Raw genomic sequence first — 16,795 nt, forward strand, 5'->3', positions numbered from 1 at the left:
GAAGAAGGCGTGGAACTAATTCAAATGGGGCAAGCCGCTAAAGATGCTGCTTTTCATCTCGCGACGACACCAACAGCACAAAAGAATAGAGCGCTTGGCTTTATTGCAGATGCGCTAGAAGCGAAGGCAGAAACGATTCTGGCTGCCAATGCAAAGGATATCGAAAAGGGCCGTCTGGCTGGGATGACAGAGGCCCTATTAGATCGCCTTTTGCTTAATAAAGATCGGCTCACTGGTATCGCGAACGATGTAAGAAACGTGATTGGTCTTGATGACCCCGTAGGCAGTGAGATAGACAGCAAGGTACTTGATAATGGCATGTCATTGTCGCGGCGTCGTGTACCGCTTGGTGTTGTGGGGGTGATCTATGAGGCTCGTCCGAATGTCACCATTGATATTGCCGCGCTGTGTCTGAAAACCGGTAATGCAAGTATCTTACGTGGTGGCAAGGAAACCTTCTTTTCCAATATGGAACTGGTTAAGGTTATTCAGTCTGCGCTAGAGAAAGCGGCGCTGCCAGCAGCGTCAGTGCAGTACATTGAAAAACCAGATCGTGAATTGGTCTCTCAACTGCTTAAGCTCGATGACTATGTGGATATGATTATTCCACGCGGTGGTGCTGGTTTGCACAAGATGTGTAAAGAGAATAGCACGATCCCTGTGATTATTGGTGGCTTTGGTATCAGCCATATATTTGTTGATGAAAGTGCGGATTTAAAAAGGTCGCTTTTGGTTGTTGAAAACTCAAAAGTACAAAGACCGTCAGCGTGCAACGCTTTAGATACCTTATTAGTACACGAAAAAATAGCCAAAGAATTTCTACCAATGCTTGCCGATAAACTGAATGGCAAAGCGACGCTAGTGGCAGAAGCTAAAGCCAAGAAATACCTAACGAATGCCAACGCATTGAGAGATGCTCAAGAGGGTGATTTTGATACCGAATGGCTTGCCTTCACATTAGGGGTTAAAGTGGTTAAGGACGTACATGAAGCCGTTGACCACATGCGTGTTCATAACGCGAGTCACTCGGATGCAATTATGACGAACAGTATTGAAAACGCGGAAATATTTATCAACTCTGTTGGTTCTGCTGCCGTCTATGTTAATGCGTCCACTCGCTTTACTGACGGAGCTCAATTTGGTTTGGGAGCTGAAGTGGCGGTATCGACTCAGAAGCTACACGCTAGAGGGCCTATGGGTCTGGTAGAACTGACGAGTTATAAGTGGGTTGGTAAGGCGAACTATTTGGTTCGTCCGTGACGGACGGCTCGTCTTAAATAGATGGTTGATTATAAATAAATAGCGCATTGTTTAGGTTAAACAATGAGAAAAATAGGGGCTCTATCACAGAGCCTCTTTTTGTTTCTCTCGCCACTGTTTTTTAATTCCGTTAAACTAACATGATACTGAATAGTTTAACGAAATTCTGGAGATGGTATGCATTGCCCGTTTTGTTCTGAAAATGACACCAAAGTTATCGACTCTAGGTTGGTGGCAGATGGCCATCAGGTTCGTCGCCGTCGCCAGTGTTTAGCCTGTAAAGAACGATTTACAACCTTTGAAGGCGCTGAGTTAGTGATGCCTAAAGTCATTAAGTCTAATGGCAATCGCGAACCATTCAATGAAGATAAAATGGTTGGTGGTATACAGCGAGCGTTAGAAAAACGCCCCGTTAGCGCCGATTCTATAGAGCTAGCAATTAGCAATATCAAATCTAAACTCCGAGCCACTGGCGAGCGTGAAGTACCAAGTAAAATGATCGGTAATTTCGTGATGGAGCAGCTTAGAGAATTAGACAAGGTTGCCTATATTCGTTTTGCTTCGGTTTATAGAAGCTTTGAAGACATCAGAGAGTTTGGTGAAGAAATTGCTAGGCTTGAAGATTAATGCCCAATCAACGTTCTATTATGAACCCATCATTTCGCCTTTTTGATTATCAAATGATGTCCCGTGCTATCGAGTTAGCTAAGAAAGGTTTGTATACCACGGCACCCAACCCTAATGTTGGTTGTGTGATTGTTCTTGATGGTGAAATTATTGGTGAAGGTTTTCATTATAAAGCTGGAGAGCCACATGCTGAAGTGTTTGCGCTTCGAGAAGCACAGGATAAAGCACAGGGCGCTACGGCTTATGTGACTTTGGAGCCGTGTTCTCACTATGGTCGTACACCACCTTGTGCCGAAGCACTGGTAAAAGCGAAGGTCGCGAAAGTAATCTGTGCAATGCAAGATCCAAACCCTCAGGTTGCTGGTCGAGGTATTAAGATCTTACAAGACGCCGGTATTGAGGTTCAGGTTGGGCTATTAGAAGCTGACTCAATGGCACTTAACCCTGCTTTTGTCAAACAAATGCAAACGGGAATGCCATTTGTACAGCTTAAACTAGCGGCAAGTTTGGATGGAAAAACGGCACTAAAAAACGGTGTCAGTCAGTGGATAACGTCACCTGAAGCTCGAAAGGATGTTCAATCATTTAGAGCGAAGGCGGGGGCCGTATTATCAACGAGTAAAACCGTGATCGATGACAACGCATCTCTGAATGTTCGTTGGGACGACCTGCCTAAAGCCATTAAAAATAGTTACCCTCAAGAAGATCTACGTCAACCCATAAGAGCGATATTGGACAAAGGCCTAGCACTCACAAAGCGCCTAAAATTATTTCAGACCGACGGTGAAATAGTCCAGATTTCGGCTTATGATTCAGAATCTAATTCAGCTCCAACCGGTTTGTCCGTTGTTCTCAAAGAGGCACAATTAGACCTCGAAATGGTATTGAAGCAGTTGAATAAACAGCATCAAGTTAACCATATTTGGGTGGAAGCGGGAGCAACCTTAGCGGCAAGTTTTATTAAGCAGAATCTTGTCGATGAGCTTATTATCTATTTAGCCCCTAAATTGATGGGAACAGACGGGCGTGGATTGATTAATATGCTAGGTTTAGAGAGCATGGAGCAGGCCATCAATCTGGATATCAAAGACATTCGTATGGTTGGGTCAGATATTCGAGTTATTGCAACGATCAAACAGGAAAGTTAGAGAAGCATGTTTACAGGAATTATTGAGGCAGTAGGAAAGCTAACGGCTATTACTGCCAAAGGCGAAGATATCGCCATTACGGTGGATACTGGTAAATTGGATATGTCTGACGTGAAACTTGGCGACAGTATTGCGACCAACGGAGTCTGTTTAACCGTTGTTGCTTTTGGTTCGCGCAGTTATACCGCCGATCTCTCATTGGAAACCTTGAATCTGACAGGTTTTACCCAATATAAAGTGGGAGACAAAGTGAACTTAGAAAAGGCAATGTTACCAACGACGCGTTTTGGTGGACATATTGTCTCTGGTCATGTGGATGGCGTAGGGTCGATAGTTGAACGAAATCAAGTGGGTAGAGCGATAGAATTTTGGGTGGAAATACCAAACGATATTACTAAATACGTTGCCTATAAAGGCTCGATTACCGTTGATGGTATTAGCCTGACGGTGAACGAGTTGAGAAAAAATGCCTTTAAATTGACCATTGTGCCTCATACTTCTGAAGAGACGACGATGGATAACTTTCAAGTGGGTAGAAAAGTAAACTTAGAAGTCGATGTATTAGCAAGATATATGGAACGGTTACTTCAGGGAAACTCTGAGCAGCAACCTGAATCCAAAATAACGATGGAATTTTTACAACAAAATGGTTTTGCTTAAATCCATTTTTTTGTATGGGAAATTAGATAGGACGACGACAATGCCAATTAGTACGCCAAAAGAAATTATCGAAGATATTCGTTTAGGAAAAATGGTTATCCTTATGGATGACGAGGATCGTGAGAATGAAGGTGATATTATTATCGCAGCTGAACATATCACACCTGAAGCTATCAACTTTATGGCGACACATGGTCGCGGCCTCATCTGTCTAACCATGACAAAAGATCGATGCGTTAATCTTGGTCTTGCTCCAATGGTGCAAGACAACAACGCTCAATACACCACGAATTTCACGGTTTCTATTGAAGCCGCAGAAGGGGTGACCACCGGAATTTCAGCCTCTGATCGCGCAGTGACTGTGCTTGCTGCGGTAGGAAAAGACGCAAAAGCGGCGGATCTTGTACAGCCGGGGCATATATTCCCACTGACCGCTCAAGACGGCGGTGTATTGACTCGCGCAGGTCATACAGAGGCGGGTTGCGATTTAGCGCGTTTAGCGGGTCTTGAACCTTCATCGGTCATTGTAGAGATTCTTAATGAAGATGGCAGCATGGCTCGCCGTCCTGACTTGGAAATATTCTCAGAAAAACATGATATCAAGGTAGGCACAATTGCTGACCTTATCGAGTATCGAAACAACACTGAAACAACGATTGAACGCGTTGCAGAATGCAAGCTCCCAACAGAGTTTGGTGATTTTGATTTGGTGACATATCGCGACACGATTGATAATGAAATTCACTATGCACTGCGTAAAGGTTCGGTTAGCGCCAATGAAGCATGTTTAGTTCGTGTTCATTTGCATGATGTATTTACGGATCTGCTTCGTTCAAATAGAAATGCCGATCGTAGCTGGACATTAGACACCGCGATGAAACGTATCGGTGATGAGGGTGGTATTTTAGTTATTTTGGGTCATGAAGAGTCTAGCGATCTACTTGTCCACCGTGTGAAAATGTTTGAACAACAAGATAAAGGTCAAGCACCTACCATGGCTAAAAAGCAGGGCACGTCTCGCCGGGTTGGTATCGGTTCGCAGATACTAGCTGATATGGGTGTGAGCAAAATGAAATTATTATCTTCGACAGATAAACGCTACCACGCTCTTGGTGGTTTTGGTTTAGAAGTGGTTGAGTACGTGACAGAATAATTTTTATTCATTCGTTTGTTGTCTCATGGCAACTTCAATTGTTGTGGGTATAGATATTGCTCACAAAATTGTGCTAGAATCCGGCGATTCTTACTGGATGAATATAGTTGAAGGAAGGCTTATGAAAGTGATCGAGGGCGGTTTCCCTGCTCCAAATGCGAAAATTGCTATTGTTATTTCTCGTTTTAATAGCTTTATAAATGAAAGTTTACTTTCTGGTGCTATCGATACTTTAAAGCGTCACGGACAAGTGTCAGAAGATAACATTACTGTTGTTCGCTGCCCTGGTGCCGTTGAATTACCTCTTGTCGCTCAACGCGTAGCGAAGACAGGGAAATTTGATGCTATCGTATCTTTAGGTACGGTTATTCGTGGTGGTACACCTCACTTCGATTATGTTTGTAGTGAATGTAACAAAGGTCTTGCACAAGTTTCTCTGGAGTACAGTCTTCCAGTTGCATTCGGTGTGTTAACCGTAGATACCATCGATCAGGCTATTGAGCGCGCGGGAACCAAGGCTGGTAATAAAGGTGCAGAGGCTGCACTAAGCGCACTTGAGATGATCAACGTTCTTTCAGAAATCGATTCCTAATGGGGGCAAGTGTGAAACCAGCCGCACGTCGTAATGCACGTCAATTTGCTTTACAAGCAATATATTCTTGGCAAATATCGAAAGATAATGTTGCCACAATTGAAGAACAATTTTTATCTGGTGGCAAGTATGATGAAGAAGAACATCATGCTGACGAACCTGCACTGGTTGCGCCAGAAACAGACGTTGCTTACTTTCGTGACTTATTGTCAGGTGTTGTACTAAATCACACTAAGTTAGATAGCAAACTACGCCCTTACCTATCTCGTCCAATGCAAGATTTGGATATGATGGAGTTAGCGCTTTTACGTCTTGCTATGTATGAAATGACTCAACGCGCAGATGTGCCATATAAAGTGGTTATCAACGAAGCGATTGAGTTGGCTAAAGTATTTGCTGCCGAAGACAGTCATAAGTTTGTCAACGGTGTGTTAGATAAAGCCGCACCGCACGTACGTAAAAAATAAAAATTGAATAGATAAAAAGGTCGGCTTTGCTGGCCTTTTTTGTTTCTATTCAACAAGCCCTAAGTCATGAGTCAAACTAGAGAATCGAGAGTCGCTAAAAATGTCCGGTGAATTTAGTTTAATAGAAAAATATTTTGCCAATCGTCAGACCCAACGTAAAGATGTTCAAATCTCGCTTGGAGATGATTGTGCGGTTGTTCGATCGCCAGATAACGTTCGTATTGCAATAAGTACGGATACCTTAGTTGCTGGTACTCACTTTCTCCCAGACGCAAACCCAGCTTGGGTTGCCCATAAAGCGTTGGCCTCCAATCTAAGTGATTTAGCCGCAATGGGAGCAACACCCGCTTGGGTTTCATTGGCGTTAACTCTTCCAGAACAAGATGAATCTTGGTTAGCGCCTTTTTGCGATGCATTCTTTGAATTAGCAGACTATTTCGGCGTTCAACTGATTGGTGGTGATACAACCAAAGGGCCTTTGAGCATAACCCTAACGGTTCAAGGGTTTGTGCCTGAGAACAGAGTTCTTTGTCGCACTGGTGCTCGTGTTGGTGATTGGCTTTACGTGACAGGACAATTGGGCGACAGTAAAGCAGGGCTTGAGGTTATTTTAGGCAACGAAGATCGAAGCAAGCCGTTCGCCGAAAAACTAGAGCGTCACCATTACATTGCCACACCAAGGATATTAGCCGGACAAGCCCTGATTAACATTGCCTCAAGTTGCATTGATATTTCTGATGGTTTAATTTCCGACGTTCAACATATACTTAGACGCTCCCATGTGGGTGCGATGATTGATATCAGTGCGCTGCCACTTTCAAGTGAGTTACTGGACTTTTGCGCTGACAGGGAAAAAGCACAAAAGTTTGCTCTGATGAGTGGTGAAGAGTATGAGCTTTGCTTTACTGTTCCAGAAGAGCATAAAGGCGGCTTAGAGAGCGCGTTGGCCCATATTGGCACCAAGGTTACTTGTATCGGTCAGATCCGCCCTGAAGGGATGTTTGACCTTATTAGAGATGGCAAGAGAGTAGATTGGCAGCTTAGTGGTTATGACCATTTTAAGGACGCAGAATGACAAATCCGTTAGATAAAATATCTTTGGCGAATCCTTGGCATCTACTTGCTACTGGATTTGGTAGTGGGTTATCACCGATTATTCCTGGGACGATGGGAACATTGGCGGCCATTCCATTCTATTTTTTATTGGTTCAGTTGCCTTTACCTCTTTATATTATTCTGGTTGTTATTTCCTGTTTCATCGGGGTAAAGATATGCCAAATCACGTCGGATGATATGGGCACACACGATCATGGCTCAATTGTTTGGGATGAGTTTTCAGGCTTTTGGATCACCATGAGCTTTGTGCCTATGATGAACCTTCCCGTGACCGAGTGGAAATGGTTGGTGTCAGGATTTGTACTATTTCGCTTTTTTGATATGGTAAAACCGTGGCCGATTGGCTGGCTCGATAAGCGTGTACACGGAGGCTTTGGTATTATGATTGACGATATTGTTGCCGGTGTAATGGCTTGGATTGCTCTGTTCTTGGTTGGAACCTACGCCGGTTGGATTTAGGCGATATGTTTAAATAAACAAGGTTAAGTGATAAAAAAGCGAGGTAATGGTATTACCTCGCTTTTTTATTGTTACTTCGCGATATATTCTTGAATTTTAGCTTCAATACCGGCGGCATCCAAACCGAGTTCGATATGCAGCTCTTCTTGTGTTCCTTGAGCGATGAACTTATCAGGCAGGCCGATGTTGAGCACCGGTTTGATGAGCTTTTGTTGCATCATAAATTCAACGACACCTGCACCAGCACCACCGGCAATTGCGTTCTCTTCTACTGTTACGATGATATCGTGGTTGCTAACTAATTCTTTGATGAGCGCTTCATCTAATGGTTTAACAAAGCGCATATCCGCAACAGTAGCATCGATGTTTTCGGCTGCGATAACGGCGCTTTCTAGCATGGTGCCAAAGCTTAAGATAGCCACCTTCAATTCGTTAGAGGCCGCCTTTTGCGGGCTGTTTTCCCGGACAATAAGCCCTTTACCTATCTCTATTGCTGTCATCGTGTCTTCTAGAGGCTCACCGATACTTGTCCCTCTAGGATAACGTACCGCGCTTGGGCCTTGATGTTTGTGCCCGGTATATAACATCTGACGGCACTCGTTTTCGTTACTTGGTGCCATGATCACTAGATTTGGAATGCAACGCATAAAGCTGAGGTCAAATGCACCTTGGTGAGTTTGGCCATCAGCACCGACTATACCTGCACGATCTATCGCAAACATGACAGGCAAGTTCATAATCGCCACATCATGGATAAACTGGTCGTAACCACGCTGTAAGAAGGTAGAATAGATAGCGACAATAGGGTTGTAACCAGCGATGGCCATCCCTGTGGCTAAGGTGATTGAATGTTGCTCTGCAATAGCAACATCAAAATATTGCTTAGGGTATGTTTTAGAAAAACGAACCATGCCTGAACCTTCACGCATAGCGGGTGTGATTGCCATGAGTTTTGGATCTTGTGCTGCCATGTCGCAGAGGAAGTCGCCAAATATTTTAGAGAAGCTTGGCTTAGTGCCATTGCTTTTCGGCAAGCTGGTTTCCGCTGGGTTAAATTTAGGTACGCCGTGGTATCCGATAGGATCTTTTTCGGCAGGCTCGTAGCCTTTGCCTTTCTTCGTCATAATATGCAAGAACTGCGGGCCTTTTAACCCTCGCATGTTCTTCAGTGTCTTAACTAACTCATTAACATCGTGGCCATCCACAGGACCGATATAGTTAAAACCTAGTTCTTCAAACATGGTTCCTGGGACGACCATGCCTTTAAGGTGTTCTTCGGTTTTTCGAACCAGCTCTTTGATTGGCGGCAAACCAGAAAGTACTTTTTTGCCCCCTTCTCTAATAGAGGTGTATAGGCTACCGGAAAGAACCTGAGCAAGATGATTATTAAGCGCTCCAACATTCTCCGATATCGACATCTCGTTGTCGTTCAGTATAACCAACATATCCGAATGGATATCCCCAGCATGATTCATTGCTTCAAATGCTATGCCTGCTGTAATGGCACCATCACCAATAACACTGACTATTTTTCTCTCTTTCCCTTCTTTTTCGGCACAAATAGCCATGCCTAATGCGGCACTTATGGACGTTGATGAGTGTCCCACGGAAAGTGTGTCGTATTTGCTCTCTTCTCTCCAAGGGAATGGATGAAGACCATCTTTTTGACGAATGGTCGGGAGTTTATCACGACGACCCGTTAAAATTTTATGAGGGTAAGCCTGATGGCCAACATCCCAAATGAGCTGGTCAAATGGTGTATTGTAAACATAATGCAGTGCAACGGTTAATTCAACGGTGCCTAAGCCAGACGCTAAATGCCCACTTGATTGGCTCACAGAATTTAATAAATACGTACGCAATTCGTCACAAAGTGTTGGTAAAATTTCCTTTGGAAGGGTACGTAGTTCTTCAGGCGTATCAGCAAGAACCAATGTAGGGTATTTCGAAATATCAAGAGTCATAAAATATTCAGCGCTTATAATGTTAGTTTTTGCGCTCGACAACGTATCGGGCGAACTCTTCGAGTAACTGCGTATTGTAAGGGATTGTATCCAATGCATGAAGTGCTTCTTGCAAAAGAGTTTGAGCTTTTTGCTGAGCACTTTCTAATCCAAGTAAAGATGGATAGGTGGCTTTATTCAAGTTTTGATCCGAACCTTGCGGTTTCCCAAGGGTTTCCGTATCGCTAACAACGTCCAATATATCGTCTTGTACCTGAAAGGCCAAGCCAATGGCTTCTGCGTATCGGTCTAGCAAAGGAAGGATAGATAACCCTTTATCTCCGGCTGCCAATGCACCAAGTTGAATGGCACATTTTAGTAACGCGCCGGTTTTGTTTTTATGAATGGCTTCGAGCTCTTCAAGAGATACGCTTCTGTTTTCGGCATAGAGATCGAGTGCTTGTCCGACACACATCCCTTGTGCGCCAGACGCTTTCGCTAGCGCTTGTATCATCGATACTCGCTTTGTTTCACCTGAATCGGAAAGAGGCCCTTCCGCCAAGATAGTAAATGCCAGCGTTTGAAGCGAGTCACCAGTAAGAATGGCGGTAGCTTCGTCAAATTCGATATGACAGGTAGCGTGCCCACGCCTAAGTTCATCGTCGTCCATTGCGGGAAGGTCATCGTGAATCAAAGAGTAGGCATGTATACATTCTATGGCAGAGGCTGGTGTGTCCAGCGCGTCTAGCGAACAGCCGAGCATTTCACCCGTAGCATAAACTAAAAACGGTCTCGCTCTTTTTCCACCCAGTAGCAATCCATAACGCATCGCTTGGACAAGAGGTAGCGCTTGATAGTCCAGCTTATCTAACCATGAATCTAACTGAGCTTGGTTGCGTTCTTGATAGAATGATAATGATGCCAACATGGATTAATCTTCTCTTGAATGCTCATTTTGAAAATCGGACAGCGGGGCATTATCATCTTTTTCTAATAAGATAGAGACGCGTTGTTCTGCCTGAGTAAGCTTGGTTTGGCCTTCACGTGCTAACGAGATACCGCGTTCAAAGTGCTTCAATGAGTCTTCTAGAGCAAGATCGCCGCCTTCAAGCTGTTCTACAATGGAATCGAGCTCTTCTAGCGTTGCTTCGAAGGTCATATTTTCAGGTTTTTTTGTGGCCATGATCTGTCTGCTTTTATTGAGGTGAACGAAACTTACTCTAGAGTGGATTGATGGTCAATTGGAACGGTCACAAGTGACAAACTTTTCTCACATACTGTAAACATTATCTCGCGTCCGGAGAATATAATCCATACCCAGTTTGGTATAAGTTAATTTCATGGTCTAAAGAGTAAAGGTAACGTTGGGTTTATGGCTTATCTACAAATAAACCAAGCGAAACTGTGTGTTTATTCGTTGAATTAAGAAGACTTACTTGGAAATTTTCTATGCAGGGCTTATCCTGAGAACGATTCGGATTTTGCAAATATTGATATTTTTCAAACAAATCATTAAAAGATCGCGACTAGTGGCCGATAGAGTGACTATCCCATGTTGATTGCATTGAACAATTTAGCATAAGAGGTGCTTAGTGGATTTAGCAACATTAATAGGTCTGATCGGAGGGTTTGCCTTCGTGATAATGGCAATGGTGCTTGGTGGTAGCATTGGCATGTTTGTCGATACTGTCTCCATCTTGATCGTTGTCGGCGGTTCGACTTGCGTAGTTTTAATGAAATTTACCATGGGTCAATTCTTTAGTGCCTTTAAGATTGCCGGTAAAGCGTTCATCTTCAAGACGGATGATCCTGAAGAATTGATCGCTAAAGTTGTTGAAATGGCAGACGCCGCGCGTAAAGGTGGATTTCTGGCCCTTGAAGAGATGGAAATTTCCAGCAGCTTTATGCAGAAAGGCATTGATCTGCTCGTTGATGGTCACGATGCTGAAGTGGTGAGAGCCGCAATGCAAAAGGATATCGCATTAACCGATGAACGCCATGTTCAAGGTAGTTCGGCATTCCGAGCCTACGGTGACGTTGCTCCCGCAATGGGCATGATTGGTACATTGGTTGGTCTGGTAGCCATGCTTTCAAACATGGATGACCCTAAATCTATTGGACCTGCGATGGCGGTTGCGCTCTTAACAACATTATATGGTGCTGTGTTAGCTAACATGGTGTTCTTCCCTATTGCCGATAAACTTTCTTTACGTCGAGAGCAAGAAAAATTAAATCGCCGCCTTATTATGGATGGTGTACTCGCCATTCAAGATGGTCAAAACCCACGCGTTATTGATAGTTACCTTAAGAACTATCTTAACGAGAAGAGACGTGTTCTAGACATCGATAACGAGTAAGGAAGCGGAACAATGGATGAAGAAGATGATTGCAAATGTCCGCCCCCCGGCGCACCTTTATGGTTGGCAACCTTCTCAGATTTGATGTCACTTCTGATGTGTTTTTTCGTACTTCTACTCTCGTTTTCCGAGATGGATGTACTGAAATTCAAGCAAATTGCTGGTTCTATGAAGTTTGCATTTGGTGTGCAAAACCGATTGGAAGTAAAAGACATCCCTAAAGGGACAAGTGTTATCGCGTTAGAGTTTAGGCCAGGTAGACCAGAGCCTACGCCTATCGACGTTATAATGCAGCAAACCATTGATATCACTCAGTCTAACCTTAACTTCCACGAAGGGGAGTCAGCAAGGGCGGGTGGTAAAAATAGAGAAGCTGGTGAGCAGACGGGTGGGCAGTCGCCAGAAACGTCAACAAAGATGAATCAAAACACCCAATCGGAATCAGAGCAAGAGCAAGATCAGCAATCGCAGTCTGACGCGCAAGCAGAAGCGTTGGCGCAAGAGACCGACGCACTAGAAGAGACCATTAAGAAGGCACTCGAGCGCGAAATTGACCAAGGTGCCATTGAAGTTGAAAACCTCGGTCAGGAAATTGTCATTCGAATTCGAGAGAAAGGGGCTTTTCCTGGAGGGTCGGCGTTCTTACAACCGAAATTCAGACCACTGGTAAGGCAGATTGCCGATCTCGTGAAAGATGTTCCGGGAATTGTTCGCGTTTCTGGGCATACGGATGATCAGATTTTAGAGTCAGAATTATATCGTTCGAACTGGGACTTATCATCACAACGTGCGGTGTCAGTTGCACATGAGATGGAAAAAGTGGCAGGCTTTGACCATGCAAGATTGAGAGTTCGGGGGATGGCGGATACTGAGCCACTAAATGGCAACGCAACATCTGCACAGAGAGCAAAAAATCGACGAGTTGAAATCGGTATATTGCAAGGCAAACCGCAGTATAGCGATGAGGTGAGTGTTGGTCAGTAGTGGCTAATTTGTCTCTCTACAACTTGATATAACCGACGAGGCCTACCGCCTGTATTGTAATTCAACACTAGGCGGATCAGGCCTTCTGATTCCAAAAACTCCAGATAACGTCGAGCCGTAACACGGCTCACATTCATTCGTTTACCGACATCCTCTGCTGAGAAATCAATCAACGCTTCTTCGTGAAGGATTGTTTTGAGAGAGTTTAGCGTCGTGATATCGATACCTTTAGGGGTTATGCGCAGCTTTTTTTCCGGCACTTTTCGTAGTATCTGATCTATCTCACCTTGGTCAACGGTTGCTCTTTGAGATAGCTGTTGTTTGAATTGCTTATAGTCGGTTAATGTTTGGTGGACTCGAGACATTCGAATTGGTTTGACGAGATAGTCGATCACACCAAGTTGAACGACTTTCTCAATGGTTGCGGTCTCTCTTTCAGCTGTTGTCATTACAAAGTCGCATTGCGCCTTTTTTTTACGTAGCTGGCGTATAACGTCAATACCGTTGCCATCAGGCAATGAAATGTCTACAAAGACAAGCATTGGTTTGTACAATTCAAATTGTAATAGAGCTTCTGCGCAGGTTTCGCTGACCGCAACCACGTTAAATTCAGGGAGCTGATTGATGGTGGACTCAAGTGTGTAGCTTGCCCTAACATCGTCTTCGAGAATCATTACGGTGTATTTAATTGTCATTTTCTACATCACTCTTAACCAAGTAAATACTAAAAAGTGTGGTCTGCTTATCGGTACGTTCCCAATCAATGCTTCCATGAAAGTAATCAACAAGTTGCTTGACTAAATACAGACCTATTCCACTATGCTCATCATCGTGTTTGGAGCTCACCCCGAATTCGAGAATGTGTTCCGCTATCTTATCGGGTATGCCTGCGCCGCTATCCTGAACCTCAAGAATGATGTGACTGCTACGATCACTTAGGTACACACAGACTTCAGGGCTGACATTCTTTCGGTTTTGCCATGAGGCCAGTAACGCATTGTCAATCAGGTTTCCAATTATAGTAACGAGTTTCTCTGATGCATTTTTTTCGTAATTCGATAGATTACTGTCCACATCGACGGTGTATTTTACGCCAATTTCTGATGCCTTATTAAATTTCGCGAGTAATATACTGGCTACGGCACTGTCTGTAATCGACATAACAATGTTGCGGAGAACGGATTGATAGCGATCCGTCTCTTGTTGAATAAAATCAATGGTCTCGTCGTACTTGCCTGTTTGTAGCATGCCTGATATCACATTAAGTTTATTGGAGTATTCATGTGTCTTGCTTCGCAATATTTCGGAGTAATTCTTTAGGTAATTGACCTCACGTTCTAGTTCGTCATGGCTGAGGTTTGCAAAAAAGACGATGGCGTGACCGAGTAGGCCCTTAGGGGTGTTAATAGGGTAAATGTTGGCTCGATATTTCAATTTTCCAATCATAAACTCGCCCTGATGAAACATACTTTGCTTTGAAAGTACAAGGTGACTTAATGAGGAAGAATAGTGCGCTAAGGAGTGGTTTATATAGTCGTATCGGTTAGATGCACCCATGGAAAGCAGTGTAATGGCACTATTGTTGATGGTGGTGATATTCATATTGCTATCGACAGCGATAATGGCGTCTCGAATACTGTCAAACACCATCTCATGTTCGTGAAATTTGTTGACTATAAATTCAGGTTCATAGTCTAGAAAGGTTCGTTTTATCTTAAATACAAAGGCAAAAATGGCCGCAATTCCCAATAGGTAAACACTCCCCACTATTAGGCCTATATCACTGAATTTCTTCAGAAGAATACTCGAGGTTTTTACTGATAAATAGCCAATACAAATCGCACCTATGACTTCGCCATTAAGGCGAACAGGGGAAAAGTTGCGAATGGCTTCACCCAGAGAACCGGATGCAACACTGCTGTATTCTTGACCACTTTCCAGAGCAGGATAGATATCGTCTCCAATAAAGTGTTTGCCAATCTTGTTTGGAGTAGGGTGGCTTAACCGCATTGCATTTCTATCTACAACAACGATGTAGGAGGCATCCGTGCTTGTTCTTATGTCTTCAATGTAGTCTTGAAGATCATGTTCTTGATTTTTATTTTTTGCATCGACAGCGTTAATGACGACCGGGTTATGGGCAAGTACGCGAGCGAGCTCTAACCCTCTCGCTTGAAAGCCTTCTTGGTGAGAGGTTTGCAGTAATAACAAAATAGCCGTTGTCACGATAATAACAATAAAGGAAGACGTGGCGATTGTTGTTAATGCTAGATAGCTCTTCAGTTTCATAATGAGGACTCAACTTACGGATAGCGACTTCAATAAATATCATTTGATCACGAAATATGAGTATAGCGAGCTTTATGGTTGATCTGATATGTGTTGAATCAGTAAATGTGCATCTCTGTACATTTATGCCGTCTTTCTCAGGCTGAATTACCAATCTATTACGTTGGTGTTTTTTTGTTTGTGATTTAGAAGTTAAAAAGCCATTCATTTTTAATGAATGGCTTTTTAACTCAGTATACTCAGAGGTTAAATATAACCCACTAGGTGAGGAATACTTGCCCTAGTAAATAACCCACTATACATGCAGACACGACCCCGATTATACCGACAGACATGAATGAGTGGTTAAAGTACCACTTACCAATTTTAGTCGTGCCTGATGAATCGAAATTCACTGTGGCGATATCGGACGGGTAATTAGGTATAAAGAAGTAGCCATATATTGCTGGCATAATACCAATGAGCAGTGCAGGGTCTAACCCTAGACCAATACCAACGGGTAGCATCATACGCGCAGTTGCCGCTTGAGAGTTAACCACAACGGAAACAATAAATAGAGCAAATGCGAATGACCAAGGGTAGTCTGTAACCATTCCAATGATGCCGTCTTTAAATTGTGGTAATGCGTACTTAAAGTACGTATCAGACATCCAGGCAATACCAAAAATAGCGATTGCGGCGACCATACCGGACTTAAATACCACGCCTTCAGGCACTTTACGAGGATCGGTTTTGGTTGCCAATAAAATAACGCCACCAAAAGCAAGCATCATCATTTGAATGATTACTGACATTTTGATGGGCTTTTCACCCTCAACAATAGTCCTAAGTTCTGGAAGCATTGCGACAGCGACAATGGTCAACAAAGCGGTAATAAAGATAAGAACTGAGTTGCGAGCAGATGCAGGAAGAACTTCATCTAATGTCGTTGACGTTGTTTTAAGAATTTTATCGCGCCAAACCGGATCTTTTAGGCGACGTTGATATTCTGGATCGTCATTTAGTTCTTTACCACGGCGTACGCTATACAACGCCATCAAGAACGTACCCGCAAGTGTTGAAGGTACCGTGACCATGAGAATAGAAACTAATGTAATATCTGCTTGAATATTAGAGATCTGTGCAAGGTAATAGACCACTGCCGCAGAAATTGGTGAAGCTGATATTGCGATCTGCGATGCCACTGAAGCCGCTGCCATAGGTCGTTCAGGACGAATGCCATTTTTAAGGGCAACATCACCAATGATCGGCATAATTGAATATACTGCGTGTCCCGTACCTAACATAAAAGTCATGGTATAAGTAACAAAAGGGGCGATAAGAGTGACATTTTTCGGGTTCTTACGCAGTATTCTTTCCGCGACTTGAAGCATAAATTTCAATCCGCCAGCAGCTTCAAGAATGGATGCACAGGTCACTACAGCAAGAATGATTAACATAACGGTGACTGGTGGAGATGTAGGTGGCATTCGGAAAATAAATACTTCCACAACCAATCCAATACCAGAGACGACCCCTAGCCCAATGCCACCATAGCGTGAGCCCATATAGAGCATCAGCAATAGAAACAAAAACTCAAGATATAACATCATTTATCCTTATTTTAAATTGTGTTTTTATATAAATTCGCCTAACTCTTCCTTTGTTTTTTTGAGAGAAAAACTAGTAAAATTCATATGGTTATTTTTTATTAATACAGTTTATCAATTGATCAAAGAAGGAAATCAGTGTCGCGAGTTA

17 protein-coding genes are annotated in these 16,795 nt (G+C 43.4%); 11 read left to right on the top strand and 6 right to left on the bottom strand.

Annotated elements, in window-relative coordinates; genetic code table 11:
- The first annotated feature begins 9 nt into the window (after positions 1 to 9).
- The 9 genes from IUZ65_RS03605 (at position 10) to pgpA (ending at position 7,482) form a co-directional block, all read left to right on the top strand.
- Positions 10 to 1,260, top strand: coding sequence for a glutamate-5-semialdehyde dehydrogenase (locus IUZ65_RS03605; RefSeq protein WP_195702436.1), 1,251 nt, complete (start codon positions 10 to 12; stop codon positions 1,258 to 1,260).
- 177 nt (positions 1,261 to 1,437) lie between these two features.
- Positions 1,438 to 1,887 carry a transcriptional regulator NrdR gene (nrdR, locus tag IUZ65_RS03610; RefSeq protein ID WP_195702437.1) on the top strand — a complete coding sequence of 150 codons (450 nt, stop codon included), beginning with the start codon at positions 1,438 to 1,440 and terminating at the stop codon, positions 1,885 to 1,887.
- Positions 1,887 to 3,035: a bifunctional diaminohydroxyphosphoribosylaminopyrimidine deaminase/5-amino-6-(5-phosphoribosylamino)uracil reductase RibD gene (gene ribD, locus IUZ65_RS03615; RefSeq protein ID WP_229637973.1), complete on the top strand. Its 1,149-nt coding sequence runs from the start codon at positions 1,887 to 1,889 to the stop codon at positions 3,033 to 3,035. The genes nrdR and ribD overlap by 1 nt, the downstream gene beginning before the upstream one ends.
- Before the next feature lie 6 nt (positions 3,036 to 3,041).
- Positions 3,042 to 3,695 carry a riboflavin synthase gene (locus IUZ65_RS03620; RefSeq protein ID WP_195702438.1) on the top strand — a complete coding sequence of 218 codons (654 nt, stop codon included), beginning with the start codon at positions 3,042 to 3,044 and terminating at the stop codon, positions 3,693 to 3,695.
- A 40-nt stretch (positions 3,696 to 3,735) separates the two neighbouring features.
- Positions 3,736 to 4,848: a bifunctional 3,4-dihydroxy-2-butanone-4-phosphate synthase/GTP cyclohydrolase II gene (ribBA, locus tag IUZ65_RS03625; protein ID WP_195702439.1), complete on the top strand. Its 1,113-nt coding sequence runs from the start codon at positions 3,736 to 3,738 to the stop codon at positions 4,846 to 4,848.
- A gap of 121 nt (positions 4,849 to 4,969) precedes the next feature.
- The gene (gene ribH, locus IUZ65_RS03630) at positions 4,970 to 5,440 is read left to right on the top strand and encodes a 6,7-dimethyl-8-ribityllumazine synthase (protein ID WP_004415274.1); all 471 of its coding nucleotides are present in this window, start codon (positions 4,970 to 4,972) and stop codon (positions 5,438 to 5,440) included.
- A complete protein-coding gene (gene nusB, locus IUZ65_RS03635; protein WP_195702440.1) occupies positions 5,440 to 5,907 on the top strand; it encodes a transcription antitermination factor NusB in 468 nt (155 codons plus the stop codon). The genes ribH and nusB overlap by 1 nt, the downstream gene beginning before the upstream one ends.
- Before the next feature lie 100 nt (positions 5,908 to 6,007).
- The gene (gene thiL / locus IUZ65_RS03640) at positions 6,008 to 6,982 is read left to right on the top strand and encodes a thiamine-phosphate kinase (protein ID WP_195702441.1); all 975 of its coding nucleotides are present in this window, start codon (positions 6,008 to 6,010) and stop codon (positions 6,980 to 6,982) included.
- Positions 6,979 to 7,482 carry a phosphatidylglycerophosphatase A gene (gene pgpA, locus IUZ65_RS03645; protein ID WP_195702442.1) on the top strand — a complete coding sequence of 168 codons (504 nt, stop codon included), beginning with the start codon at positions 6,979 to 6,981 and terminating at the stop codon, positions 7,480 to 7,482. The genes thiL and pgpA overlap by 4 nt, the downstream gene beginning before the upstream one ends.
- Positions 7,483 to 7,553: 71 nt before the next feature.
- Here pgpA and dxs read toward each other — a convergent pair whose 3' ends face one another.
- From dxs to xseB, 3 genes are read right to left on the bottom strand one after another with little or no spacing between them, the layout of a single operon-like run.
- The gene (gene dxs / locus IUZ65_RS03650; RefSeq protein ID WP_195702443.1) at positions 7,554 to 9,446 is read right to left on the bottom strand and encodes a 1-deoxy-D-xylulose-5-phosphate synthase; all 1,893 of its coding nucleotides are present in this window, start codon (positions 9,444 to 9,446) and stop codon (positions 7,554 to 7,556) included.
- 22 nt (positions 9,447 to 9,468) lie between these two features.
- A complete protein-coding gene (gene ispA, locus IUZ65_RS03655) occupies positions 9,469 to 10,353 on the bottom strand; it encodes a (2E,6E)-farnesyl diphosphate synthase (RefSeq protein WP_195702444.1) in 885 nt (294 codons plus the stop codon).
- 3 nt (positions 10,354 to 10,356) lie between these two features.
- On the bottom strand, positions 10,357 to 10,608 hold the full coding sequence (gene xseB, locus IUZ65_RS03660; RefSeq protein ID WP_195702445.1) for an exodeoxyribonuclease VII small subunit: 252 nt from the start codon (positions 10,606 to 10,608) through the stop codon (positions 10,357 to 10,359).
- Between the two features lie 409 nt (positions 10,609 to 11,017).
- Here xseB and pomA point away from each other — a divergent pair, with 409 nt between their 5' ends.
- Together pomA and IUZ65_RS03670 are read left to right on the top strand one after the other, a co-directional pair.
- The gene (gene pomA, locus IUZ65_RS03665; RefSeq protein WP_195702446.1) at positions 11,018 to 11,782 is read left to right on the top strand and encodes a flagellar motor protein PomA; all 765 of its coding nucleotides are present in this window, start codon (positions 11,018 to 11,020) and stop codon (positions 11,780 to 11,782) included.
- A gap of 12 nt (positions 11,783 to 11,794) precedes the next feature.
- On the top strand, positions 11,795 to 12,766 hold the full coding sequence (locus IUZ65_RS03670) for a flagellar motor protein MotB (RefSeq protein ID WP_195702447.1): 972 nt from the start codon (positions 11,795 to 11,797) through the stop codon (positions 12,764 to 12,766).
- Here the strand turns inward: IUZ65_RS03670 and IUZ65_RS03675 are convergent.
- The 3 genes from IUZ65_RS03675 to IUZ65_RS03685 form a co-directional block, all read right to left on the bottom strand.
- On the bottom strand, positions 12,760 to 13,461 hold the full coding sequence (locus IUZ65_RS03675; RefSeq protein ID WP_195702448.1) for a response regulator: 702 nt from the start codon (positions 13,459 to 13,461) through the stop codon (positions 12,760 to 12,762). The two genes, IUZ65_RS03670 and IUZ65_RS03675, sit on opposite strands and share 7 nt — an antisense overlap.
- The gene (locus IUZ65_RS03680; RefSeq protein WP_195702449.1) at positions 13,451 to 15,055 is read right to left on the bottom strand and encodes an ATP-binding protein; all 1,605 of its coding nucleotides are present in this window, start codon (positions 15,053 to 15,055) and stop codon (positions 13,451 to 13,453) included. The genes IUZ65_RS03675 and IUZ65_RS03680 overlap by 11 nt, the downstream gene beginning before the upstream one ends.
- Positions 15,056 to 15,315: 260 nt before the next feature.
- The gene (locus tag IUZ65_RS03685) at positions 15,316 to 16,644 is read right to left on the bottom strand and encodes an anaerobic C4-dicarboxylate transporter (RefSeq protein WP_195704984.1); all 1,329 of its coding nucleotides are present in this window, start codon (positions 16,642 to 16,644) and stop codon (positions 15,316 to 15,318) included.
- Positions 16,645 to 16,795 lie beyond the last annotated feature (151 nt).

It is taken from the genome of Vibrio sp. VB16 (assembly GCF_015594925.2).
Lineage (GTDB): Bacteria > Pseudomonadota > Gammaproteobacteria > Enterobacterales > Vibrionaceae > Vibrio.